This is a genomic window from Pseudomonas sp. LSJ-87 (assembly GCF_032971465.1).
Classification (GTDB): Bacteria; Pseudomonadota; Gammaproteobacteria; order Pseudomonadales; family Pseudomonadaceae; genus Aquipseudomonas; species Aquipseudomonas putida_Z.
Window position 1 is genome coordinate 155,962 of the sequence record NZ_JAWJYQ010000003.1, and the last position, 23,576, is coordinate 179,537.

A 23,576-nucleotide genomic window follows, 5' to 3' on the forward strand; every position below is an offset into this window, starting at 1 on the left:
GATGCCGCTGGTGACATTCCTGCCGCACGAGAAGTTCTGCCCCGAAGGGCTGACCGTGGAAGTCGAGCCCGGGACCAACATCCTGGAGCTGGCCCACGACCATCATATCGAGATGGAAAGCGCCTGCGGCGGCGTCAAGGCCTGCACCACTTGCCACTGCATCGTGCGCAAGGGCTTCGACTCGCTCGAAGAAGCCGACGAACTGGAAGAGGACATGCTGGACAAGGCCTGGGGCCTGGAGGCTCAATCGCGCCTCGGCTGCCAGGTGGTCGTCGCTGACCAGGACCTGGTCATCGAGATCCCCAAGTATTCGCTCAACCACGCCGCCGAAGCGCCGCACTGAGGTTTGCCCCATGAGCCTGAAATGGATTGATGTACTTGAGATCGCCATCCAGCTTGCAGAAAGCAAGCCGGAAGTCGATCCTCGTTATGTGAATTTCGTCGATCTGCACCGCTGGGTGCTGGCCTTGCCAGAATTCAGCGACGATCCGTCACGCGGCGGTGAGAAAGTGCTCGAGGCCATCCAGGCGGCCTGGATCGAAGAAGCCGACTGAACGCGTCCTGCAGGTTAGGCAATCCCCTGGAACCCGCGTATAATTCGCGGGTTTAATTTTTCGCAACACTCATTTTTCTGGAGTTTTCCATGGCTGTTCAACGTACTTTCTCCATCATCAAGCCTGACGCCGTTGCCAAGAACGTCATCGGCGAGATCACCACTCGTTTCGAGAAAGCCGGCCTGCGCGTCGTCGCTTCGAAAATGAAGCAACTGTCCAAAGCCGAAGCCGAAGGCTTCTACGCCGAGCACAAAGAGCGCGGCTTCTTCGGTGACCTGGTTGCCTTCATGACCTCCGGCCCGGTCATCGTTCAGGTTCTGGAAGGCGAGAACGCCGTTCTGGCCAACCGCGAACTGATGGGCGCCACCAACCCGAAAGAAGCTGCCGCTGGCACCATCCGTGCTGACTTCGCCGTTTCCATCGACGAAAACGCTGTTCACGGTTCCGACTCGGAAGCTTCGGCTGCCCGCGAAATCGCTTACTTCTTCTCCGCTACCGAGCTGTGCGACCGCATTCGCTAAGCGAAGCAGGTCTTGGGTGATTCCATGAGTGACATGACTGGCAAGATCAACCTGTTGGGCCTGACCCTGCAGGAAATGGAAAAATTCTTCGAGTCGATCGGAGAGAAGCGTTTTCGTGCCGGTCAGGTCATGAAATGGATTCACCACTTTGGCGTCGACGATTTCGCCGCCATGACCAATGTCGGCAAGGCCTTGCGCGAAAAGCTCGAGGCCGTTGCCGAGATTCGGGGCCCGGAAGTGGTCAGTGAAGACATTTCCGCCGACGGTACCCGCAAGTGGGTGGTCCGCGTTGCCTCCGGCAGCTGCGTCGAAACCGTCTACATCCCCACCGACGATCGCGGCACCCTGTGCGTGTCGTCGCAAGCCGGCTGTGCCCTGGACTGCAGCTTCTGCTCCACCGGCAAGCAAGGCTTCAACAGCAACCTCACCGCCGCCGAAGTGATCGGCCAAGTGTGGCTTGCCAACAAATCCTTCGGGACCGTTCCGGCCAAGATCGACCGCGCCATTACCAACGTGGTCATGATGGGCATGGGCGAACCCCTGCTGAATTTCGACAATGTCATCGCCGCCATGAAGATCATGATGGAAGATCTGGGCTATGGCATTTCCAAGCGTCGCGTCACCCTGTCCACCTCGGGCGTGGTGCCGATGATCGACGAGCTGGCCAAGCACATCGACGTGTCGCTGGCCCTGTCGCTGCACGCACCGAACGACGAACTGCGCAACAAGCTGGTACCGATCAACAAGAAGTACCCGCTGAAGATGCTGCTGGAATCATGCATGGGCTACATGTCCACCCTGGGTGGCAAGCGCGTGCTGACCATCGAGTACACCCTGCTCAAGGATGTAAACGACCAGCCGGAGCATGCTGCGCAAATGATCGAGCTGCTGCGCGACGTGCCGTGCAAGATCAACCTGATCCCGTTCAACCCGTTCCCGCACTCCGGCTACGAGCGGCCGAGCAACAACGCCATCCGCCGCTTCCAGGACCTGTTGCACCACGGTGGCTTCAACGTCACCACCCGCACCACCCGTGGTGATGACATCGACGCTGCCTGTGGTCAGCTCGTCGGCCAGGTCAACGACCGCACCCGCCGCAGCGAGCGCTACATCGCTGTGCGCCAGCTGTCCGCGGACGCCGAGCTGCAAGACAGCCCCGCCAGCCACTGACCGGGACCTTGCCCATGAGCCTGCGCGCCGCGCTGTCGATCCTTGCGCTTTCGCTGCTGGCCGGCTGCGTGTCGGGCGGCGCGAGCGACCCCCTGGCCAGCCGCCAGGGCAGGGCAGAGGCGGGGCGGGCCTATGTGCAGCTTGGGCTGGGTTATTTGCAACAGGGTTTGACCGAGCAGGCCAAGGCGCCGCTGGGCAAGGCCCTGGCCCTGGATGGCGGTGATGCCGACGCGCACGCCGCCCTGGCGCTGGTCTTCCAGGCCGAAGGCGAGCCGGCGCTGGCCGAAACGCACTTTCGCAAGGCGCTGCAGGCACGCACGGGCGACACGCGAATTCGCAACAATTACGGCAGTTTCCTTTATGCTCAGGGGCGATTTGCCGAGGCCGAGCAGATGTTTCGCCTGGCCAGCGCCGATACCCTGTATCCTGAGCGCTCACGCGTGTACGAGAACCTGGGCCTGACGGCTCTGAAGCTCGAGCGCCGCGACCAGGCGCATGCGTATCTGCTGAAAGCTTTGCAACTCAACCAGCGGCAACCGAAAGCGTTGCTGGAAATGGCTGAGTTGTCCTACGAAAACAGGCATTATGTGCCGGCCCGGGACTACTACGATCGTTTCAGCCAGTTGAGCGACCACGATGCCCGTAGCCTGCTGCTGGGCAGCCGCCTTGCCAGGGTATTCGACGAGCAGGGCACACTGGCCGAGCTGGGCCAGCAATTACAACGACTTTATCCCGGTACGCCGGAATATCAGCAATACCTGTCGGAGCAACGATGAAAGCCGCGCATCCCGAAGTAGCAGTAGCGCCTGGCCAGAACCCCGGTGAGCTTTTGCGTCAGGCCCGTGAGAACCGGGACTGGTCACAAGCCGAGGTGGCCCGCAAGCTCAACCTCACTGTCAGTTCGTTGAACCACGTGGAAACCGGCGCCTTCGACAAGCTGCCGGGGCATACCTTCGCCCGTGGTTATATCCGCGCCTATGCCAAGCTGATGGACCTGGACCAGGCTGCCCTGGTGGAGGCCTTCGACCGTTACACCGGCACCCACGCCAAAGGCAGCGACGTGCACTCGCTGGGCCGTATCGAAGAGCCGGTGCGCCTGTCGCACAATATTCTGCGCGGCGTCAGCCTGCTGCTGCTGGTGGCCGTGGTCGGTGGCGGCTTCGTCTGGTGGCAGGACCAGGGCAGCCTGCGTGGCAAGGACCTGGCCAAGATCGCCCTGGAGCACGTCGAAGTCGAAAGCGCCGACGGTACCACCCAGATTCACCCGCTCGATGAGCCTGAAGACCAGGCTGTTTCCGCTGGCCAGCAGCCTGAGAGCGCGCCGCTGCCGCTGGAGCAGGGCGCTGCCGAGCAGCCTGCCGCCGCCGAACCGGCACCGGCAAGCCCGGCACCTGCTGCTACCGCTGCCGCAGTGCCGGCACCGGCCCAGCAGGCGCCTGTGCCACCGGTCGTCACCGCCCCTGCTGCCGCGCCTGCGCCGGTAGCACCGGTTGCCCCGGCTCCGGCCCCGGCGGCTGTTGCACCTGCTACGCCGGTAGCGGCCGTGGCCGCTGCCGAGCCTGCCGCCCCCGCCGCAGTGCCGGCTGGCAGCGCCAAGGTCGCCATCCAGTTCGTCGCCGATTGCTGGACCCAGGTCACCGACGGCAACGGCAAGGTGCTGTTCAGCGCCATCAAGCGCAAGGGGGACAACCTCGAGCTGACCGGCAAGCCGCCGTTCTCGGTACGCCTGGGCTTTGCCCGTGGCGCCCAGGTCAGCTACAACGGCCAGGCCGTCGATGTTGCCCCGTTCACCAGTGGCGAGACCGCTCGCCTGAAGTTGGGACAGTAATCATGCACGGCGAATCTCCGATCAAACGTCGCGAATCCCGCAAAATCTGGGTCGGCAATGTACCGGTGGGTGGTGATGCCCCCATCGCGGTGCAAAGCATGACCAACACCGACACCAACGATGTGGCCGCCACCGTGGCGCAAATCCAGCGCCTGGTCGATGCCGGCGTGGACATCGTGCGCGTCTCGGTGCCGGATATGGACGCCGCCGAGGCGTTCGGCCGCATCAAGCAGCAGGTCAGCGTGCCGCTGGTTGCCGACATCCACTTCGACTACAAGATCGCCCTGCGCGTGGCCGAACTGGGCGTCGACTGCCTGCGTATCAACCCGGGCAACATCGGCCGTGAAGACCGTGTGCGCGCGGTGGTCGATGCCGCCCGCGACCGCGGCATCCCGATCCGTATCGGCGTCAACGCCGGCTCCCTGGAAAAGGACCTGCAGAAGAAGTACGGCGAACCGACCCCGGCAGCGCTGGTCGAGTCGGCCCTGCGCCACGTCGAGCACCTCGACCGCCTGGACTTCCAGGACTTCAAGGTCAGCGTCAAGGCCTCCGATGTGTTCATGGCCGTCGAAGCCTACCGCCTGCTGGCCAAGCAGATCGTGCAGCCGCTGCACCTGGGCATCACCGAAGCCGGTGGCCTGCGTTCGGGGACGGTGAAATCCGCTGTCGGCCTCGGTATGCTGCTGGCCGAAGGCATTGGCGATACCATCCGTATCTCGCTGGCGGCCGACCCGGTCGAAGAAGTGAAAGTCGGCTACGACATCCTCAAGTCGCTGCACCTGCGTTCGCGTGGCATCAACTTCATCGCCTGCCCGAGCTGCTCGCGGCAGAACTTCGATGTGGTCAAGACCATGAACGAGCTGGAAGGGCGTCTGGAAGACCTGCTGGTGCCGCTGGACGTGGCGGTGATCGGTTGTGTGGTCAACGGCCCGGGCGAAGCCAAGGAGGCCCATGTGGGGCTGACCGGCGGCACGCCGAACCTGATCTACATCGACGGCAAGCCGGCGCAGAAGCTGACCAATGACAACCTGGTCGATGAGCTGGAAAAACTCATCCGCCAGAAAGCGGCCGAAAAGGCCGAAGCCGACGCGGCGCTGATCGTCCGTGGCTGACACACAGAATTCGTAAGGACTTTTCGTGAGCAAATCGCTGCAAGCCATCCGTGGCATGAACGACATCCTGCCAGAACAGTCGCCGCTGTGGCGCTACTTCGAAGGCACCGTGGCCGGCCTGCTGGACACCTACGGGTACAGCCAGATCCGCACGCCGATCGTCGAGTTCACCGAGCTGTTCAAGCGCTCCATCGGTGAAGTGACCGACATCGTCGAAAAAGAGATGTACACCTTCGAGGACCGCAACGGCGATTCGCTGACCCTGCGCCCCGAAGGCACTGCCGCCTGCGTGCGTGCCGTGCTCGAGCATGGCATCACCGGCAACGGCCAGGTGCAGAAACTGTGGTACATCGGCCAGATGTTCCGCCACGAGCGCCCGCAGAAGGGCCGCTACCGCCAGTTCCACCAGATTGGCGTGGAAGTGTTCAACCTGGACGGCCCGGACATCGACGCCGAGCTGATCATGCTGACCTGGCGCCTGTGGGGCCTGCTGGGCATCCAGGACGCGGTCAAGCTGGAGCTCAACAGCCTGGGCACCAGCGAAGCCCGTGCACGCTACCGCGATGCGCTGGTCGAGTTCCTCTCGGCGCGCCTGGAGCAACTGGACGAAGACAGCCAGCGCCGCCTGAAGAGCAACCCGCTGCGCATCCTCGACAGCAAGGACCAGAACACCCAGGCGGTGCTGGTCGGTGCGCCGAGGCTGGAAGACTACCTGGACGAAGAGTCGCGCGTGCACTTCGAGGGCCTCAAGGCCCGCCTGGACGCTGCCGGCATTCCGTTCGTGATCAACACCAAGCTGGTGCGTGGCCTGGACTACTACAGCAAGACCGTGTTCGAGTGGGTCACCGACAAGCTCGGCGCCCAGGGCACCGTCTGCGCCGGCGGCCGTTATGACGGCCTGGTCGAACAGATGGGCGGCAAGCCGACCCCGGGCGTCGGTTTCGCCATGGGCATCGAGCGCCTGATCCTGCTGCTGGAAACCCTGGGCAAGGTGCCCGAGTCCATCAGCCGCCAGATCGACGTCTATCTGTGCGCCTTTGGCGAACAGGCGGAACTGGCCGGCCTGCGCCTGTCCGAAGGCCTGCGCGACCGCCTGCCGGGCCTGCGCCTGGCAGTCAACGCCGGTGGTGGCAGCTTCAAGAGCCAGTTCAAGAAAGCCGACAAGAGCGGCGCGCTGTTCGCCCTGATCCTCGGCGACGACGAACTGGCCAAGCAAGAGATCGGCTTCAAGCCCCTGCGTGGTCAGGGCGAACAACAGAACATTGCCTGGGATGCTCTGGCTGAGCACCTGGAAACCGCGATCGCGCAGGCGTAACGCGGTTCAACAAGCGAATAGGCGAAAAGGAGTATTGGGGTGTCGAGTACCGATGATGAACTGGCAGGGGTCAAGGACTGGTGGAACCGCAACGGCAAGCCGCTGCTGACCGGTGCCCTGTTGGCTGGCGTGGTGGTGTTGGGCTGGAATACCTGGCACAAGTACCAGAACAATCAGTCGCAAGGTGCCTCGCAGCTGTACCAGGCCTTGCTGGAGACCAGCCTGACGCCGACTGGCCAGCCTGACGCGACCAAGGTCGCGGAACTGGCCGGCAAGCTCAAGAGCGAGTTCGGCGGTACCGCCTACGCCCAGTACGGCAGCCTGTTCGTGGCCAAGGTCGCGGTCGAGACCGGCAAGCTCGACGACGCTGCTGCCGAGCTGAAGAGCGTGCTGGACAAGCCGGCCGATGCCACCCTGGGCGAAATTTCGCGTCAGCGCCTGGCTCGTGTGCTGGCCGCCCAGAACAAGGCCGAGGACGCCCTAAAGCTGCTCGACGGCGACGCCGACAAAGCCTTCCTGGCCAGCCGCGAAGAGTTGAAAGGTGACCTGCTGGTGCAACTGGGTCGCGCCGACGACGCGCACAGCGCTTACGAGAAAGCCAAGGCTGCGTTGTCCGATGAGGCGGCGGTCGGTGGCCTGCAATTGAAGCTGGATGACTTGGCCAAAGGGGACGCGTAAGTGATCGGTTGGAAACATGCAGCAGTGCTGACCCTGGCCGTACTGGCCGCAGGTTGCAGCAGCAACAGCAAGAAGGAACTGCCTCCGGCCGAGCTGACCAAGTTCACCGAGGAAGTGGTGCTGAAGAAGCAGTGGAGCCGTTCGATCGGTGACGGCCAGGGCGAGACCTACAACACCCTGGTACCCGCCATCGAGAACGACCGTATCTACGCCTCCGACGTCAACGGCGAAGTCTTCGCCCTCGACCGCATCACCGGCGACGTGGTGTGGAAGAAGGACCTCGAGCTGCCGGTATCCGGCGCTGTCGGCGTGGGCTACGGCCTGGTCATGATCGGTACCCTCAAGGGTGAAGTCATCGCCCTGGACTCCAGCACCGGTGAGGAGCGCTGGCGCTCCCGCGTGACCAGCGAAGTGCTGGCCCCGCCTGCCAACAACGGTGAGGTGGTGGTGGTGCAGACCCAGGACGATCGCCTGATCGGCCTGGATGCCGCCACTGGCGACCGTCGCTGGATCTACGAAAACACCCCGGCCGTGCTGACCCTGCGTGGCACCGGCGCGCCGATCGCCACCAACCGCCTGGCCGTCGCCGGCCTGTCCACCGGCAAGGTGGTGGCGGTGGACATCAACAACGGCGTACCGGTGTGGGAAAGCCGTGTGGCAATCCCGCAGGGCCGTTCCGAGCTGGACCGCGTGGTCGATATCGACGGCGGCCTGCTGCTGTCGGGTGGTACCCTGTACGTCAGCACCTACCAGGGCCGCGTCGCGGGCCTGGACCTGGAAAGCGGCCGCGTGCTGTGGCAGCGTGATGCCTCCAGCTACGTGGGTGTCGCCCAGGGCTACGGTAACGTCTATGTCAGCGAAGCTTCCGGTACTGTCGAAAGCGTCGACGAGCGCTCGTCCAGCGCCCTGTGGACCAACGACACCATGGCTCGCCGCCAGCTGACCGCGCCTGAAGTGTTCTCCAGCTACGTGGCGGTGGGCGACTTCGAGGGTTACCTGCACCTGCTGAGCCAGGTCGATGGCCGCTTCGTCGGCCGTGAGCGTATCGACAGTGATGGCCTGCGTGCCCGCCCACTTGTGGTCGGCGACACCATCTACGTCTTCGGCAACAGCGGCAAGCTCGAGGCACTGACCATCCGCTGAAGCTATGCTTGAAGCCTTGGCGGGCTTCAAGCCGCGGCGTAGGACACGCCGCCCGAACTCCGGCCGCTGCCTTGCAGCGGCCTTTGCATTTTCAAGAATTCAAGAGTGGAGAGCCGAATGGTTCCCGTAATCGCCCTGGTGGGCCGCCCGAACGTCGGCAAATCCACCATGTTCAACCGCCTGACCAAGACCCGCGATGCCATCGTCGGTGACCTGTCGGGCCTGACCCGTGACCGCCAGTATGGTGATGCCAGCTGGCAGGGTCGCTCCTTCATCCTGATCGACACCGGCGGTATCACCGGTGACGAAGTGGGCATGGACGAGAAGATGGCCGAGCAGTCGCTCATGGCCATCGAAGAAGCCGACTATGTGCTGTTCCTAGTCGATGCCCGTGCCGGCATGACCGCTGCCGACCAGATGATCGCCGAGCACCTGCGCAAGCGGAACAAGGAAGCGATCCTAGTTGCCAACAAGATCGACAACATCGATGCCGATGTGGCACGCGCCGAGTTCTCGCCGCTGGGCATGGGCAACGCCATCCCGGTGGCCGGCTCCCAGGGCCGCGGCATCAATGCGCTGATGGAGGCCGTGCTCGGCCACCTGCCACGCGACCAGGTCGAGGAAGCGCTGGACGCCGAAGTCGCCGAAGGCGAGGAAGCGGTGCGCATCCCGGGCCCGAGCGAGAAGGATGGCATCAAGATCGCCATCATCGGCCGCCCCAACGTCGGCAAGTCGACTCTGGTCAACCGCATGCTCGGCGAAGAGCGCGTGGTGGTGTACGACCAGCCGGGCACCACCCGCGACAGTATCTACATCCCGTTCGAGCGCGATGACGAGAAGTACACCTTCATCGACACCGCCGGCGTGCGCAAGCGCGGCAAGATCCATGAGGAAGTCGAGAAGTTCTCGGTGGTGAAGACGCTGCAGGCGATCAAGGACGCCAACGTGGTGATCTTCGTCATGGACGCCCGCGAAGGCGTGGTGGACCACGACCTGAACCTGCTGGGCTTCGCCCTGGAAGCCGGCCGTGCCATCGTCATCGCCCTGAACAAGTGGGACGGCATGGAGCCGGGCGAGCGTGACTACGTGAAGACCGAGCTGGAGCGCCGGCTGTTCTTCGTCGATTTCGCCGACATCCACTTCATCTCCGCCCTGCACGGCACCGGCGTGGGCCACCTGTACAAGTCGGTGCAGGCCGCGTTCAAGTCGGCGGTAACCCGCTGGCCGACCAGCCGCCTGACGCAGATCCTCGAAGATGCCGTGAGCGAGCACCAGCCGCCGCTGGTCAACGGCCGCCGCATCAAGCTGCGCTATGCCCACCTCGGTGGTGCCAACCCGCCGCTGATCGTGATCCACGGCAACCAGACCGACAAGATTCCGAAGTCGTACTCGCGTTACCTGGAGAACACCTACCGCCGCGTGCTGAAGCTGGTCGGTACGCCGATCCGCATCGAGTACAAGGGCGGTGAGAACCCGTACGAGGGCAAGAAGAACACCCTCACCGACCGCCAGGTCAACAAGAAGCGCCGCCTGATGTCGCACCACAAGAAGGCCGAGAAGAAGCGCCGCGACAAGCGCTGATTCCGCGTCAGCTTCTTCGCGGGCTTGCCCGCTCCCACAGGTACTGCACAACCCTTGAGCTTTGTGTAGCACCTGTGGGAGCGGGCAAGCCCGCGAAGAGGCCCTTTGATCCAGCGCAAATCCCCTATTGTTTCAACCTTTTTTCTGACCCCTCGATTGTCTCATCACGCCCGTGGTCAGACGCTGCTACTCGCCCCTACCTAGTAAAAATGCTAGTTGTCCGTTGCTGTAAGCTTTGAAAGACTTATGCCCATTTGAGTGGTCTATCAATCAGGGCTTAAGTATGGATCTTCAGCGTAAAACATTGAAGTTATTTTATTGTGACGGTGATATGCACACGAGCCTTCGTCATCAAGGCAGTCGTACTGTGTTTCGGGTCGCAGGACAATCATTAGCCGAATTGAGAGTAGGTACTGTAGATAGCGTCAGCCTGTTGTCGGTTAATAACGCCGGCTCTGTAGTTGGCGTGGCGCAGGAGAGTGAGCGGGCGCAGTTTGATTATACTGCTTATGGCCATTGTTCGTCCCTTTCTTCGGGACGTTCCTCGTTAGGGTTCAATGGTGAATATTATGATGATTTGCTTCAAGGTTATATGCTGGGGAATGGCTACAGATTGTTTAATGGTATGCGATTTAACTCCCCGGACAGTTTTGCACCTTTCAGGGTATTGAACGCATATGGGTATTGCGGAGATCCCGTCAATTATTCCGACCCAAGTGGACACGCCCCCTTTCCTCTTTTTTTCTTTACTCGCAGATCCTATTTCAAAATGAAGCGCGTGATGACATCCGCTCAGCACATGATAAAAAAAATGGACATCTCAGGGACGAAACCTTACGACCCGGCTCTGTCCCGCGCCACCGTTAATAGAAATATCGAAACTCGTATCGCAAATATGCAGAAATTGGCAGGGCAGGTGGAACGCGTAAAAAATAAGGAAGGGAGTCGCGCATATCGTGAGCTTTCGCGCAAATATGAAGTGGGGAGTACAATTGCTGATTATCGTAAGAGCTTGGAGAACTACAAGGCCAGGCTGGATGCTCTTCGGTCTCGCCATGCAACTGAGCGTGTTGCATATGTTGAACGGCTCAACCACAATCGCCCGATTCAACACCAAATTTCCCAGCTCGTACAACAAGTGGGAGAAGAGCGAGGTAAAATGAAATCTGGAAATAAATTCGACGCAGATTTATCGAGCGACGCGCTGGCACGGTTAGAGAAAGAACGGGATCGTTACAACGCACCTTACGAAAAGACTATTAATGATTTAAATGAGAAAATTGCCGCTCTGCGCTCAGGTCTGCAATGAGTTAAAGCGAGGTAATTAGTTATACGAGTAGCTCAGTTTTGAAGAACCTTTCCCATGTGCTCAGGCGCCGAAATCCGTTTTTGGTGAGGCGCTCTGCTTTTTCCTGACCGCTCGATCCGCTATGCTCGGACTCCACCCCGTGCCGGATACACCCCAGGAAAGAGGGCTCCATGATCCGCAGCAAACTGCCGAATGTCGGCACGACCATCTTCACCACCATGTCTCAGCTCGCCGTGCAGACTGGCGCGCTCAACCTGTCGCAAGGCTTCCCCGACTTCAATGGCCCGCAGGCGCTGCTCGATGCTGTCGGCCGGCATGTGGCCGCCGGGCATAACCAGTATTCGCCGATGACCGGCTTGCCGGCCCTGCGCCAGCAGGTGGCGGCCAAGGTCGCGCGGCTGTATGGCGCGCAGGTGGATGCCGACCAGGAAGTGACCATCACCCCTGGAGCCACCGAGGCGATCTTCTGTGCCATCCAGGCGGTGGTGCATGCTGGCGACGAAGTGATTGTCTTCGACCCTTGCTATGACAGCTACGAGCCGTCCGTGGAACTGGCCGGTGGGCGCTGCGTGCATGTACAGCTGAGCGACGGCGATTTCCGCATCGACTGGCAGAAGTTCAGCGATGCCCTCAGCCCGCGCACGCGCATGGTGATCCTCAACTCACCGCACAACCCCAGCGGTGCGCTGATTACCCGGGAAGACCTCGACCAATTGGGCCGGCTTATCGCTGACCGCGATATCTACCTGGTCAGCGATGAAGTGTATGAACACCTGGTCTACGACGGCGTGCGCCATGCCAGCGTGTTGGCCCACGAGCAACTGTATCAACGCGCCTTCGTTGTCAGCTCGTTCGGCAAGACTTATCACGTCACCGGCTGGAAGACCGGCTATGTGATCGCCCCGCCGGCGCTGAGTGCCGAGCTGCGCAAGGTGCACCAGTACGTCAACTTCTGCGGTGTGACCCCGCTGCAGTGCGCCCTGGCCGATTTCATGGCTGAGCACCCCGAGCATATCGATGAACTGCCGGCCTTCTACCAGGCCAAGCGAGACTTGTTCTGCGGCTTGCTGGAGGGTTCGCGGTTCCGTTTCACCCGCACGGCGGGTACCTATTTCCAGCTGGTGGACTATTCGCAGATCCGCCCGGACCTGAACGATGTCGACATGTCGCTGTGGCTGACCCGTGAGCACGGCGTGGCGACCATCCCGGTGTCGGTGTTCTACCAGCAACCCATCCCCGAGCAACGCCTGGTTCGCCTGTGCTTTGCCAAACGAGAGGAGACGCTGCGTCAGGCAGCGGAAAAACTATGCGCGATCTGAGTACACTGCCGAACCTGAAAGTCGCCCTGGTGCAGACCACCCTGGCCTGGCACGACCGCGAGGCCAACTATGCGCACTTCGAGGTGCTGCTGGAGCAGGTGGGCGAGGTGGACCTGGTGATCCTGCCGGAAATGTTCACCACTGGTTTTTCCATGCAATCGGAAAGCCTGTGCGAGCCGGAAAACGGCCCGACCTACAAATGGCTGAAGGCCCAGGCGAAGAAGTACAACACGGTGATTACCGGCAGCGTGATCATCCAGGCCGCCGATGGCAGCCACCGCAACCGCCTGCTGTGGGCCCGGCCGGATGGCGAGATACTGCACTACGACAAGCGCCACCTGTTCCGCATGGCCGGTGAGCACAAGCATTACACCCCGGGCGAGCGCCAGGTGCAGTTCGAACTCAAGGGCTGGCGGATTCGCCCGCTGATCTGCTACGACCTGCGCTTCCCGGTGTGGAGCCGCGATGCCCAGGACACCGACCTGTTGCTATACACCGCCAACTGGCCGGCTGCGCGCCGCCAGCACTGGAACCGCCTGTTGCCGGCGCGGGGTATCGAGAACCTGTGCTATGTGGCGGCGGTGAACCGGGTGGGCACCGACGGCAAGGGCTTTGCCTATTCCGGCGACAGCCAGGTGCTGGACTTCCAGGGCGAGAGCCTGCTCAGTGCCGGGGAGGCCGACGGGGTGTTCACCGCGGTGTTGAGCGCGGCGGAGCTGGCGGCCTACCGGACCAAGTTCCCGGCCAACCTGGATGCTGACACCTTCGAGCTGCACTGACAGTCTGTACCGACCTCTTCGCGGGTAAACCCGCTCCCACAGGTACCGCACAGTATTCAAAATCTGTGAGGACCCTGTGGGAGCGGGTTTACCCGCGAAGAGGCCGGTGCTGGTTACATCAGTTTCCGATCAGTACACATCCCGCCGATACCGCCCATCCTCGATCAGCTGCTGCACAACCGCTTCCCCGAGGATGCCGTTGAGCGCCGCATCCACCCCGGCAGCCATGCCTTGCAGGCTGCCACATACATACACACAGGCACCATCCGCGATCCAGCGCTTGAACTCTTCAGCCTGCTGCAGCAACACATCCTGCACATACACCTTGTCGGCCTGATCCCGCGAAAATGCGAGGTCCAGGCGTGCCAGGTCGCCTTTGTCCAGCCAGCCTTGCAGCTCGTTGCCGCACAGCAGGTCATGCGCCCGGTTACGCTCGCCGAACAGCAGCCAGTTGCGCTGCTCGCCAGCATTCACCCGCGCGCGGAGCAGGCTGCGCAGGCCGGCCAGGCCGGTGCCGTTGCCAATCAACACCAGCGGTGCAGCCGTTTCCGGCAGGTGGAAGCTGCTGTTGCGCCGCAAACGCAGGCTCAGCGTACCGTCAAGCGGCAGGTACTCGGTCAGCCAGCCGGAACCCAGGCCCAGGTTGCCATCGGCATGGCGTTCCTGGCGCACGATCAGCTCCAGCACGCCATCGCTGGCGATTGAGGCAATCGAGTATTCGCGGCTGCCGATCGGCACCAGTGCGTCGACCAGTGCTTGCGGCTGTAGGCCGATCAGGTGATCGCGACGGGTCGGCAACTGGCGGCCGGCCAGGGCCTGGGCGAGGGTTTCGCCCAGGCCATTCACTTGCACCTTGGCCCCGGCGTCCAGCGCCATGCCATCGAGGAAGGCGTCGATCCTCGGCTGGCCGTTGAGCGGCAGGATCTCCACCAGGTCGCCGGCTTCCCAGCTGGCGGGCTGTTCCGGTCGCAGGCCCAGCAGGTACACCGGCTGGCCCTGGCTGCCCGGGTTGAGCAGTTCGCGGCGCACCAGCGACCAGTTGCCGAAGCTCGGCGGCTGCCAGGCGGCCACTGGCTGGGCGCCGGTCAGTTGCGCCAGTTCCTGCTGCCACTGCTGCAGCGCGGCCTGGTCGGCGTTGTCCACTTCCACCGGGCTGAACGCACTGCTGGCACCGCGTTCACCCAGCCATGCCTGCAGGCGGCGGGCGAAGCCGCAGAAGTGCGGATACTGGCGGTCACCGAGGGCGAGCAGGGCATAGCTGAGGTTGTCCAGCGCCCAAGGCTGGCCGAGCACCTTGCGCTCGAAGGCGCGGGCGCTGTCGGGGGCTTCGCCGTCGCCGAAGGTGCTGACCACGAACAGTGCACGGCGGGCCTGGCGCAGGTCGCTTTCACCCAGTTCTGCCAGGGCGCGTACCTGCACTGGCAGGCCGGCGGCCTGAAGCTGCCCGGCGCTCTGCCAGGCCAGTTGTTCGGCAAGCCCGCTCTGGCTGGCAAAGCCGATCAGCCAGCTGTCGCCGCTGGTGGTGTTGCTGGTGACGTTGCCACGGGCGGCACGTACCTGGCGCTTCTTGCGACGGCGGTCGAGGTACAGCAGCCAGCCGGTGACGAAGAACAGCGGCATGGTCAGGCTGGCGATGGTGACGATGATGCGCCCCGGCAGGCCGAAGTATTCGCCCACGTGCAGGGCGTAGACGCTCTGCAGCAACTGGGCCTTGAAGGACTTGTCGGTGTAGCGGTCATGTCTTTTCACCTGGCCGCTGGCCGGGTCCAGTACCAGGGTGTTGAAGGCACGTGGGTGGTCGGCGTTGTCCAGCAGGTAGAACAGGTTGGCCGGCTGGCCGCCTACCGGTGGCAGGCGCAGGTTGTACATGGCCAGGCCCGGGCCGGCAGCGTCCTTGAGGTTGGCCCAGATCGCGTCGTAGTCGACCACCAGCGGCGGGGCGTTCTTGTCGATTTTCTGCGGCCCGTGGCGGCCACGGCCTTCGCCGCGCTTTTGCTGCTGGCCGGCGGCCGGCGCGTCGGCCAGCAGCTTGTTCAGGCCCTCGCGGTACCACTCGTAGGACCAGAACAGCCCGGTCAGGGCGAACAGCAGGTAGAACATCAGGCACCAGGTGCCGGCTACCGCGTGCAGGTCCCAGTTGAAGGCGCGGCCTTTCTTGGCCCAGTCGAAGGTCAGCCAGGTGCGCCAGTCCAGCGCCTTGCGCGGCCAGCGCAGGTACAGGCCGGAGAGGCAGAAGAACACCAGCATCAGGGTGCAGGCACCGGTGATCTGCCGGCCGCTGTCGCCCATGGCCAGGAAGCGGTGCAGGTTGAGCATGAGGTTGAAGAAGCCTTGCCCGGCCACTTCTCCCTTGAGTTCGCCGGTGTACGGGTCGGCATAGCGCAGCTGGCCACGGCGCTCGCCTGGTGGTGGGGTGAAGAAGACGCGTGCGGCGTTGCCTTCGCGTACATCGACCCACAGCATCGCCACCTTGTCGTGCTGCTGGGCCTCGACCCGCTGGACCAGTTCGGCCGGGGGCAGCACGCCCTCCGGGCGCACCTGGACCTTCAGGACATCGGCATTCAGCGCGCGCAGCAGTTCTTCCTGAAACGAGTACAAGGCTCCGGTGATACCCATCAAGGCCAGCACCAGGCCAGCGGTGATGCCAAAGAACCAGTGCAATTGGAACAGCGTCTTCTTCACCACATGATCACCTTGTGTTTCTGCCGCACACTGCGCGGCGTGCATTATGCCTTGATACGCAAAAGCCCCGCTCACGGGAATGAACGGGGCGGGGGCTTCTTTTGGTGGTCTCCTGTACTGGCCTCTTCGCGGGCTTGCCCGCTCCCACAGGAACTGCACAGCACTTGAACCCTGTGGAGTACCTGTGGGAGCGGGCAAGCCCGCGAAGAGGCCGTTACAGGAGCAGCCTATCCGAGCAGATCAACCCCATCCCGGCATCAGAAGTGGAAGCTGGTGGTCAACAGCGCCGTCCGCCCCGCCGCCTGGTTGGCGAAGTGGGTGGAGAAGGCCTTGTCGTAGTACACCTCGTTGGTCAGGTTCTGCACGTTCAGTTGCAGGTCGATGTTCTTGGTCAGCTTGTAGGCGGCCATCGCGTCGTAGCGCACGTAGCTGTCGACCATTGTGGTATTGGCTACGTTGCCATACACGTCATCGACGTAGAACGCACCGCCACCGATGGTCAGCTTCGGCGTAATGGAGTACGTGGTCCACAGGCTGGCGCTGTTGTTCGGCGTGTTTGGCAGCTGGTTGCCGTCGTTAGCCTTGTTCAGTGGGCCTCCGTCGATCTGACGCGCCTGGAGGTAGGTGTAGCCAGCGAATACCTGCCACTTGTCGGTAAGTTTGCCGCTGGCCGACAACTCGATGCCCTGTACACGAGTTTCGCCGACGTTCTCATAGGTGGTGGTGTCCACCTGAACGCGGGCGTTTTCCTTCTCTGTGCGGAAGATCGCTGCTGCCAGCGACAGGCGTTCGTCCAGCAAGTCCCACTTGGTACCTACTTCGTAGTTGGTGGTCTCTTCCGGCTCCAGGTCACTGCCCAAGATATTGCCGCTGCGGTCAGTGGTGCCTGGCAGAGTGTTGGTTTCGGTACCTTCACCGAGCATGGCGCCTGGCGGGGTCGCGGACGTGGCGTAGGAAACATAGATGCTGCCGTTCTCGGCAGGCTTCCAGACCAGACCCAACTGGCCTGTGAAGAATTCACTCTTGTCGCGACCTTTGGTAGGTACGCCGTTCTTGTTCACGACGGTTGCGCCGCTGGCGTCGTAGGTACGGAACTTGGTATCGAAATGGTCGTAACGCAGGCCCATGTTCAGCAGCCACTGGGGCGTGAGCTCCAGTGTATCGAAAGCATAGATCGCACGTGTCTTGCCGCTGGTTTTGGTACCGGCGTAGTTGCGCGAGACCGTGCCGTCCCAAGCGTCATCCGGGTTCGGGTCGCTCAGCGAGGTGCAGCTACCGCCGTTGCCAGGCCCAGTGCAGCTGAGTTTGCTGTTTGGCGTGACGGTGTAACTCTGGCGGTCGGACTCTTCCTTGGTGAACTCGATACCGGTGGAGAAATTGTTCTTGAAGCCGCCGACGAAGAACTCACCGAACAGGTCGGTCTGGTTGGTTGTGGTGGCGGTGTTGCCAACACGGGTGTTGGCGCGACGCCAGACCCCATTGTTGTTGACGTTGCCAACACTGTCGTCAGGCTGGGTCAGGATGTAGTCCTGCATGCTGTTGCCGTGACGCAGGGTGTTTTTGATGGTCAGCGAGTCCGTCAGGTCGTGCTCGATGCCAATGGTTGCGATGTCAACGCGGGTCTTGCGGAAATCGCGACCGGTCAGGCCATAGAAGTTGTCGCTGTCGCCGCCGTCAGTCGGCTTGCTCGGGTGCGCCGAGGTGCGTGCAGTGTTGCCACCGGTCGGGATGGTGTACGGGATGCCCGAATCCGGAAGGTCGTCGCTTTCCAGATGGTAGTAGTCGAGGTTCACGCGGGTCGGGGTACCCAGGCCGAAGGCCAGCGATGGGGCGATACCCCAACGGTCGTAGTTGACCTTGTCGCGGCCGGCGGCGTTGCTTTCGTGGGTCATCAGGTTCAGGCGGCCGGCAACGGTATCGCTGAACTGGTAGTTACCATCGAAGGTGTAGCGCTGGGTCTGGTCGCTGCCCCAAGTCCAGGCGCCATCGAGCGAGTTGCCCAGGTGTGCACGTTTGCTCACCAGGTTGATGGTGCCGCCGGCGGCACCACGGCCACCGATGGCCGAGTTCGGGCCCTTGGCTACTTCTACCGATTCGATGGCGAAGATTTCGCGGGTTTGCGCACCAGTGTCACGCACGCCGTCCAGGTAGGTGTCGCCTTGGGCGTCGAAGCCGCGGATGAACGGGCGGTCGCCTTGCGGGTTGCCACCTTCGCCGGCACCAAAGGTGATGCCCGGCACGGTGCGCAGTGCATCCTGCAGGGTCAGGGCGCTGGTGTCCTTGATCACTTGCTGCGGGATCACGGTGATCGACCGCGGGGTATCTACCAGCGGCGCGGTGTACTTCTGCGAAGAGGCCTTGTCGACCTTGTAATCGGTGCTGGCCTGTTCAGCCTTGCCGTTGACGCTGGTGGCGTCGAGGGTGATAGCGCTGCTGGCGGCCGGGTCGGCGGCATAGGCCGACGAAGCGCTGAGGGCGACACCGATGGCAGACACGATCAGGCGTGGTGAACTCACTGCAGATGGTACGTACTGGCGCATTGCTAAGGACCTTCCCCAAGGTGTTAAGGCCGCGGATCTTAATGTAAGCAATTGTGACTCACAATTGAGAGTCGTTACCATTCGTGAAGAATTTACAATCTTTACAATTTGCCTTTACGGTTTCATCAAGCTGAAACGTCTTAAGCGGCGAATGGGGCTTGTGAAGCGCAAAAGGGAATCAATATCATTGGCGCCTTTACATTTTCCAACGGTGCTGCCGCCATGCTGCTTCACATCCCCAGCCTGTTTCACGCCGATGAACTGGCCCGTATCCGCGAGGCGCTGGAGCAGGCCGACTGGGCCGACGGCAAGATCACGGCCGGCTACCAGTCGGCCAAGGCCAAGCACAACCTGCAGTTGCCGGAAGGCCACCCGCTGGCCAAGGAGATCGGCAGTGCGCTGATCGACCGCCTGTGGCAGACCCCGCGCTTCATGTCTGCAGCCTTGCCGCACAAGGTGTTCCCGCCGCTGATCAACTGCTACCGTGAAGGCGGCAATTTCGGCTTCCACATCGACAACGCCCTGCGCCAGCCCAAGGGCAGCCCGGAGCGGGTGCGTACCGACCTGTCTTCCACGCTGTTCCTCAGCGATCCGGACAGCTACGACGGCGGCGAGCTGGTGATTCAGGACACCTATGGCGTGCAGCAGGTCAAGCTGGCCGCCGGTGACCTGGTGCTGTACCCCGGCACCAGCCTGCACAAGGTCAACCCGGTGACCCGTGGCCAGCGTTACGCCGCATTCTTCTGGACCCAGAGTCTGGTGCGCGAGGACAGCCAGCGGGCGTTGCTGTTCGAGATGGACAATGCCATCCAGCAACTGACTGCCGATGTGCCGGAGCATCCATCACTGCTACAGCTGACCGGCACCTACCACAACCTGCTGCGCCGCTGGGCCGAGGTCTGAACCGTGTCCTATCAGTTGCGGCGTGAGGAAGTGGTGGATGTGGCCGGTTTGCAGGCCATGCTGGAAGAAAGCCCTGGCAAGGCCGCCCAGGCGATCCTGGCGGCGGCCGGGCAGGGCGCGGTGGAGGCACAGTTGCTGCTGGGGCAGATCCTGCTCGACGGGCGCGGCATTCAGACGGATGCCGCCGTGGCCAGGCGCTGGTTCGGCATCGCCGCGCAGGGTGGCAGTGCCATGGCGCACAACATGCTGGGGCGTTGCCTGGAGCATGGCTGGGGCGGTGAGCCAAGCCAGGCACAGGCGGCCATCCACTATGCGCGTGCGGCCGATGCCGGGCTGGACTGGGGGCTGTACAACCTGGGCAACCTGCTGGCCACCGGGCGCGGCATACCGGCCAACCAGGCGCAGGCGCTGATGTGCTACGAGAAGGCCGCGCACATGGGGCATGCCAAGTCGATGAACCTGTACGGGCGTTACCTGGAGCAAGGCATCGCCACGGCGCCCAACCCGGCACGGGCGGTGCGCTGGTATCGGCGTTCGGCCGAGGCGGGGGACTTTCGTGGCATGTTCAGCCTGGGGCTGGTGCTGGTCGAGCGTGGGCAGGTGGCGGAAGCCGGGCCCTGGCTGGAGCGGGCGCGGGTCGAGGGGAACATGAATTTCCTGCGCAGTGCGCTGGTGACCTTGCAAGGGGCGGGGCCGGTGTTGATGGCCTTTGCGGCGCGGTATGCCGAGGAGATCGAACGGCGAGGGAACTGAGGTTGCCTGTGCTGGCCCTATCGCCGGCAAGCCAGCTCCCACAGGGATATCACTGCCCTCCAGACCTGTGCTGTACCTGCAGGAGCTGGCTTGCCGGCTCTCACAGGGATATCACTGTCCTCCAAGCCTGTGCTGTACCTGTGGGAGCCGGCTTGCCGGCGATAGGGCCGGTACAGGAAAGCACAAATGAAAACGGGGCCTTGCGGCCCCGTTTTGCGTTACAGGTAGTAAGCCTTCAGCGGCGGGAAGCCGTTGAATTCCACTGCGCTGTAGCTGGTGGTGTAGGCACCGGTCGACAGCCAGTACAGGCGGTCGCCGATGGCCAGGTTCAGCGGCAGGCCGTACTTGTAGTTTTCGTACATGATGTCGGCGCTGTCGCAGGTCGGGCCGGCGATGACCACTTCTTCTGCCTCGCCTTTCTTCTCGGTCCAGATCGGGAACTTGATGGCTTCGTCCATGGTTTCGATCAGGCCGGAGAACTTGCCCACGTCGGTGTAGATCCAGCGCTCGACGGCGGTGCGCGACTTGCGTGCAACCAGGACCACTTCGCTGACCAGGATGCCGGCGTTGGCAATCAGCGAACGGCCCGGCTCGAGGATGATTTCCGGCAGGTCGTCACCGAAGTCTTCCTTCAGGAAGCGGATGATCTCTTCGGCGTAGGTTTCCAGGCTGTTGGTCCGGGTGATGTAGTTGGCCGGGAAGCCGCCACCCATGTTGATCAGCTTCAGCTCGATGCCGTCTTCTTCCTTCAGGCGCTCGAAGATCACCTTGACCTTGGCGATGGCAGCATCCCACACGCTGATGTCGCGCTGCTGCGAGCCAACATGGAAGGAAATGCCGTAAGGCACCAGGCCCAGGTCGCGGGCGAGGATCAGCAGGTCCATGGCCATGTCGGTCTGGCAACCGAATTTACGCGACAGCGGCCAGTCGGCAGTGGTCGAGCCTTCGGTGAGGATACGCACGTACACCTTCGAGCCCGGCGCGGCCTTGGCGATGTTGCGCAGGTCGGCTTCCGAGTCGGTGGCATACAGGCGCACGCCCTTCTCGTAGAAGTAGCGGATGTCCTTGGACTTCTTGATGGTGTTGCCGTAGCTGATACGGTCGGCGCTGACGCCGCGGCCCAGCACCTTGTCCAGCTCGTAGATCGAGGCGATGTCGAAGCTCGAACCTTTCTCTTTGAGCAGGTCGATGATTTCCACGGCCGGGTTGGCCTTTACCGCGTAGTACACCTTGGCGAATTCGAAACCAGCACGCAGGTCGTCATAGGCCTGGCTGATCATCTGGGTGTCGATGAGTACGAACGGGGTTTCTTGCTTGTCGGCGAACGCCTTCATTTTCTGGAAGGTGTCACGCGCGAAATAGTCTTCGACCTGGATCGACATGCTCAGGGACTCCATGGGCAAACTGAAAATTTAAGTGGCTGCAAACTGAACGTCCTCCGTATCCCCACTTTGGTTCGCCTACTCAGTACTTGAGCCGGATGGATCGTTTCCAGCATGGACGTTCGGCGCGCACTTTAGGGCGTGAAGAATGCAGAATCAACAGGCAATCCGGGCGTGATCGACGCGGATCGACGACCTGCCATTTGAATAACCGACCCATGTGACCGGCTGATGTTCCCCGGAGTGTTTCAAGCGTAAAAAATAGTGGAATGGAGCGCGTTGGTTCCTTCGCGGGCACGCCCACTCCCACAGGCATCTCGCGGTTCCTGTGGGAGCGGGCGTGCCCGCGAAAGGGCCTCAGGTGTTCATATTTATGGCCACATTTTCCTGGCACCGCCGTGCATGAAAAAGGCGATAAATTTTTTGTTACCGACTGGCGGAATTGCCGTGTTTGATGAGAAACATTACTATTCGCACCCTTGTCTGCCTCCCTGATGACCCCGACCGTGTCCGGACCCAAAGGCTTCCTCGACCACTACCATGAGCTGATCGGCACCTGGACGCGCAAGTTGCGCAGTCGACAGCAGGCCGAGGACCTCACCCACGATGCCTTTGTTCGGGTACTGGAAAACCCGCGCGAGCAGGTCGAGCAGCCACGCGCCTACCTGCACCAGACCGCACGCAATATTGCCGTGGATGGTTTCCGGCGCGAGGACCGCCGCCAGGCCCTGGAGCTGGAAGCCTTCGACGAAGGCGTGGCCGCCAGTGGCGACCCCGAGGCCTACGTGCATGCGCTGGAGCTGGCCGACAGTGTCGAGCGTGCGCTGGCCGAACTGCCGCTCAATTGCCGGCAGGTGTTCATCTGGCAGAAGCTCGAAGGCCTGACCCAGGCCGAGATCGCCGAGCGCATGGGGTTGAGCAAGAACATGGTCGAAAAGTATATGATCCGCACGCTCCGGCATCTGCGTGAGCACCTGGATGTGTCGGCATGATGAGTCAGGAGACCTTTTCGATGAAACAGCACGGTACCGATACCGTCCGCGAGCAGGCGGCCGCGTGGTTCGCCCGGGTGCAGGATGCGCCTCGCGATGCCGGGCTGCAGGCGCAGCTGCACGCCTGGCTGGAAGGCGATGCACGGCACCGTGATGAGTACCAGCAGCTCGCCCGCCTGTGGCAGGCCACCGACTTCATCCCGCGCCAGCGCCTGGAAGCGCTGTGCCAGCCGGCACCGGTACGCCAGTTGCCACGTCGGCGCTTCGTGCGCCAGGCCTTGGCCGCCAGCGTGGCCGCACTGGCGTTGGGCCTGGGCTGGGGCGGCTGGCACTACCAGCAACTGAATCACCAGGGCAGCTTGCAGACCGCCTTCAACGAACGCCGCCAGGTCGAACTGCCGGATGGTTCGAACCTTGAGCTCAACGGCAGCACGCAAGTGCAGGTCGCTTTCAGCGCCGGCCAGCGGCATGTCCGGCTGATGGCGGGTGAGGTGATGTTCACCGTCGCACACGACAGTGGCAGGCCGTTCGTGGTTGACACCGCCCAGGGCAGCGTGACCGTCACCGGTACCCGTTTCGACGTCCGCCTGGACCCGGCCAGCACCCGCGTGGCGGTGGAGCAGGGCTCGGTGCGTGTGCAGGGCAAGGGCGCCTCGCTGGCGCAGCTCACGGCGGGCCAGGGCTCGCATATAGATGCACAAGGCCAGGTGGCCGCGCCTTATGCGGTGAATACCGGCGCCCTGACTGCCTGGCGCCAAGGCAGGCTGGTGTTCGACAACGCCACCCTGGCCGAGGTGGTGGCCGAGGCCTCGCGTTACCGCAGCCAGCCGCTGCGGGTCGCCTCCGGCAAAGTCGCCCAGCTGCGGCTGTCCAGCACCTTCAGCACCGACGACACCGACGCGCTGCTGCGTGCCTTGCCGAGCATCCTGCCGGTGGCCATCAAGGTCCATGAAGATGGCTCGCGCGAAATAATCGCGAAATAGATTCAGGTTTTTTTCCGCTCGTTCGTCTTCCC

At 62.6% G+C, this 23,576-nt stretch carries 21 protein-coding genes; 18 read left to right on the plus strand and 3 right to left on the minus strand.

Annotation, left to right across the window (positions count from 1 at the left end; all coding sequences use genetic code 11):
- Position 1: 1 nt before the first annotated feature.
- The 14 genes from fdx (at position 2) to RYH74_RS03825 (ending at position 13,309) form a co-directional block, all read left to right on the plus strand.
- A complete protein-coding gene (gene fdx, locus RYH74_RS03760) occupies positions 2 to 343 on the plus strand; it encodes an ISC system 2Fe-2S type ferredoxin (protein ID WP_025337773.1) in 342 nt (113 codons plus the stop codon).
- A gap of 10 nt (positions 344 to 353) precedes the next feature.
- Positions 354 to 554: a Fe-S cluster assembly protein IscX gene (gene iscX / locus RYH74_RS03765; protein WP_003257859.1), complete on the plus strand. Its 201-nt coding sequence runs from the start codon at positions 354 to 356 to the stop codon at positions 552 to 554.
- Positions 555 to 643: 89 nt separating this feature from the next.
- A complete protein-coding gene (ndk, locus tag RYH74_RS03770) occupies positions 644 to 1,075 on the plus strand; it encodes a nucleoside-diphosphate kinase (RefSeq protein ID WP_013971021.1) in 432 nt (143 codons plus the stop codon).
- Positions 1,076 to 1,099: 24 nt separating this feature from the next.
- Complete coding sequence (rlmN, locus tag RYH74_RS03775) at positions 1,100 to 2,245, plus strand: 23S rRNA (adenine(2503)-C(2))-methyltransferase RlmN (protein ID WP_046615810.1); 1,146 nt, start codon at positions 1,100 to 1,102, stop codon at positions 2,243 to 2,245.
- Between the two features lie 14 nt (positions 2,246 to 2,259).
- Positions 2,260 to 3,021 carry a type IV pilus biogenesis/stability protein PilW gene (gene pilW, locus RYH74_RS03780; RefSeq protein WP_025337776.1) on the plus strand — a complete coding sequence of 254 codons (762 nt, stop codon included), beginning with the start codon at positions 2,260 to 2,262 and terminating at the stop codon, positions 3,019 to 3,021.
- A complete protein-coding gene (locus RYH74_RS03785) occupies positions 3,018 to 4,073 on the plus strand; it encodes a RodZ domain-containing protein (protein WP_317408977.1) in 1,056 nt (351 codons plus the stop codon). The genes pilW and RYH74_RS03785 overlap by 4 nt, the downstream gene beginning before the upstream one ends.
- Before the next feature lie 2 nt (positions 4,074 to 4,075).
- The gene (gene ispG / locus RYH74_RS03790; RefSeq protein WP_003257869.1) at positions 4,076 to 5,185 is read left to right on the plus strand and encodes a flavodoxin-dependent (E)-4-hydroxy-3-methylbut-2-enyl-diphosphate synthase; all 1,110 of its coding nucleotides are present in this window, start codon (positions 4,076 to 4,078) and stop codon (positions 5,183 to 5,185) included.
- Positions 5,186 to 5,210: 25 nt separating this feature from the next.
- Positions 5,211 to 6,500, plus strand: a complete 1,290-nt coding sequence (hisS, locus tag RYH74_RS03795) for a histidine--tRNA ligase (RefSeq protein ID WP_317408978.1) — start codon at positions 5,211 to 5,213, stop codon at positions 6,498 to 6,500.
- Positions 6,501 to 6,539: 39 nt separating this feature from the next.
- Positions 6,540 to 7,178 carry a tetratricopeptide repeat protein gene (locus RYH74_RS03800; RefSeq protein WP_015269019.1) on the plus strand — a complete coding sequence of 213 codons (639 nt, stop codon included), beginning with the start codon at positions 6,540 to 6,542 and terminating at the stop codon, positions 7,176 to 7,178.
- A complete protein-coding gene (bamB, locus tag RYH74_RS03805; protein WP_025337779.1) occupies positions 7,179 to 8,321 on the plus strand; it encodes an outer membrane protein assembly factor BamB in 1,143 nt (380 codons plus the stop codon).
- A gap of 117 nt (positions 8,322 to 8,438) precedes the next feature.
- Complete coding sequence (gene der / locus RYH74_RS03810; RefSeq protein WP_025337780.1) at positions 8,439 to 9,902, plus strand: ribosome biogenesis GTPase Der; 1,464 nt, start codon at positions 8,439 to 8,441, stop codon at positions 9,900 to 9,902.
- 283 nt (positions 9,903 to 10,185) lie between these two features.
- Positions 10,186 to 11,211 carry an RHS repeat-associated core domain-containing protein gene (locus RYH74_RS03815; RefSeq protein WP_317408979.1) on the plus strand — a complete coding sequence of 342 codons (1,026 nt, stop codon included), beginning with the start codon at positions 10,186 to 10,188 and terminating at the stop codon, positions 11,209 to 11,211.
- A gap of 170 nt (positions 11,212 to 11,381) precedes the next feature.
- Positions 11,382 to 12,530: a pyridoxal phosphate-dependent aminotransferase gene (locus tag RYH74_RS03820; RefSeq protein ID WP_286919995.1), complete on the plus strand. Its 1,149-nt coding sequence runs from the start codon at positions 11,382 to 11,384 to the stop codon at positions 12,528 to 12,530.
- Complete coding sequence (locus RYH74_RS03825; RefSeq protein ID WP_023661352.1) at positions 12,518 to 13,309, plus strand: amidohydrolase; 792 nt, start codon at positions 12,518 to 12,520, stop codon at positions 13,307 to 13,309. Before RYH74_RS03820 ends, RYH74_RS03825 begins: the two co-directional genes overlap by 13 nt.
- Positions 13,310 to 13,438: 129 nt before the next feature.
- Here RYH74_RS03825 and RYH74_RS03830 read toward each other — a convergent pair whose 3' ends face one another.
- Positions 13,439 to 15,994, minus strand: a complete 2,556-nt coding sequence (locus RYH74_RS03830) for a sulfite reductase flavoprotein subunit alpha (RefSeq protein WP_317408980.1) — start codon at positions 15,992 to 15,994, stop codon at positions 13,439 to 13,441.
- 254 nt (positions 15,995 to 16,248) lie between these two features.
- Positions 16,249 to 18,531: a TonB-dependent siderophore receptor gene (locus RYH74_RS03835; protein WP_317408981.1), complete on the minus strand. Its 2,283-nt coding sequence runs from the start codon at positions 18,529 to 18,531 to the stop codon at positions 16,249 to 16,251.
- A gap of 222 nt (positions 18,532 to 18,753) precedes the next feature.
- On the opposite strand from RYH74_RS03835, the gene RYH74_RS03840 reads away from it, so the two are divergent.
- On the plus strand, positions 18,754 to 19,434 hold the full coding sequence (locus tag RYH74_RS03840; protein WP_317408982.1) for a Fe2+-dependent dioxygenase: 681 nt from the start codon (positions 18,754 to 18,756) through the stop codon (positions 19,432 to 19,434).
- A 3-nt stretch (positions 19,435 to 19,437) separates the two neighbouring features.
- Entirely contained in the window at positions 19,438 to 20,187 is a 750-nt protein-coding gene (locus RYH74_RS03845) for a tetratricopeptide repeat protein (protein ID WP_317408983.1), read from the plus strand.
- Positions 20,188 to 20,405: 218 nt separating this feature from the next.
- Here RYH74_RS03845 and RYH74_RS03850 read toward each other — a convergent pair whose 3' ends face one another.
- Positions 20,406 to 21,569, minus strand: a complete 1,164-nt coding sequence (locus tag RYH74_RS03850; protein ID WP_025337787.1) for a type III PLP-dependent enzyme — start codon at positions 21,567 to 21,569, stop codon at positions 20,406 to 20,408.
- 494 nt (positions 21,570 to 22,063) lie between these two features.
- On the opposite strand from RYH74_RS03850, the gene RYH74_RS03855 reads away from it, so the two are divergent.
- Together RYH74_RS03855 and RYH74_RS03860 are read left to right on the plus strand one after the other, a co-directional pair.
- Entirely contained in the window at positions 22,064 to 22,561 is a 498-nt protein-coding gene (locus tag RYH74_RS03855; RefSeq protein ID WP_025337788.1) for a sigma-70 family RNA polymerase sigma factor, read from the plus strand.
- Between the two features lie 20 nt (positions 22,562 to 22,581).
- Positions 22,582 to 23,544 (plus strand): FecR family protein, encoded by a 963-nt coding sequence (locus tag RYH74_RS03860; RefSeq protein ID WP_317408985.1) that lies wholly within the window; start codon positions 22,582 to 22,584, stop codon positions 23,542 to 23,544.
- Positions 23,545 to 23,576 lie beyond the last annotated feature (32 nt).

Excerpts from the sequence above, each read along its gene's own strand:
- fdx (WP_025337773.1), top strand. The coding sequence starts at position 2 with ATGCCGCTGGTGACATTCCTGCCGCACGAGAAGTTCTGCCCCGAAGGG.
- iscX (WP_003257859.1), top strand. The coding sequence starts at position 354 with ATGAGCCTGAAATGGATTGATGTACTTGAGATCGCCATCCAGCTTGCA.
- ndk (WP_013971021.1), top strand. The coding sequence starts at position 644 with ATGGCTGTTCAACGTACTTTCTCCATCATCAAGCCTGACGCCGTTGCC.
- rlmN (WP_046615810.1), top strand. The coding sequence starts at position 1,100 with ATGAGTGACATGACTGGCAAGATCAACCTGTTGGGCCTGACCCTGCAG.
- pilW (WP_025337776.1), top strand. The coding sequence starts at position 2,260 with ATGAGCCTGCGCGCCGCGCTGTCGATCCTTGCGCTTTCGCTGCTGGCC.
- RYH74_RS03785 (WP_317408977.1), top strand. The coding sequence starts at position 3,018 with ATGAAAGCCGCGCATCCCGAAGTAGCAGTAGCGCCTGGCCAGAACCCC.
- ispG (WP_003257869.1), top strand. The coding sequence starts at position 4,076 with ATGCACGGCGAATCTCCGATCAAACGTCGCGAATCCCGCAAAATCTGG.
- der (WP_025337780.1), top strand. The coding sequence starts at position 8,439 with ATGGTTCCCGTAATCGCCCTGGTGGGCCGCCCGAACGTCGGCAAATCC.
- RYH74_RS03815 (WP_317408979.1), top strand. The coding sequence starts at position 10,186 with ATGGATCTTCAGCGTAAAACATTGAAGTTATTTTATTGTGACGGTGAT.
- RYH74_RS03820 (WP_286919995.1), top strand. The coding sequence starts at position 11,382 with ATGATCCGCAGCAAACTGCCGAATGTCGGCACGACCATCTTCACCACC.
- RYH74_RS03825 (WP_023661352.1), top strand. The coding sequence starts at position 12,518 with ATGCGCGATCTGAGTACACTGCCGAACCTGAAAGTCGCCCTGGTGCAG.
- RYH74_RS03835 (WP_317408981.1), bottom strand. The coding sequence starts at position 18,531 with ATGCGCCAGTACGTACCATCTGCAGTGAGTTCACCACGCCTGATCGTG.
- RYH74_RS03840 (WP_317408982.1), top strand. The coding sequence starts at position 18,754 with ATGCTGCTTCACATCCCCAGCCTGTTTCACGCCGATGAACTGGCCCGT.
- RYH74_RS03850 (WP_025337787.1), bottom strand. The coding sequence starts at position 21,569 with ATGTCGATCCAGGTCGAAGACTATTTCGCGCGTGACACCTTCCAGAAA.
- RYH74_RS03855 (WP_025337788.1), top strand. The coding sequence starts at position 22,064 with ATGACCCCGACCGTGTCCGGACCCAAAGGCTTCCTCGACCACTACCAT.
- RYH74_RS03860 (WP_317408985.1), top strand. The coding sequence starts at position 22,582 with ATGAAACAGCACGGTACCGATACCGTCCGCGAGCAGGCGGCCGCGTGG.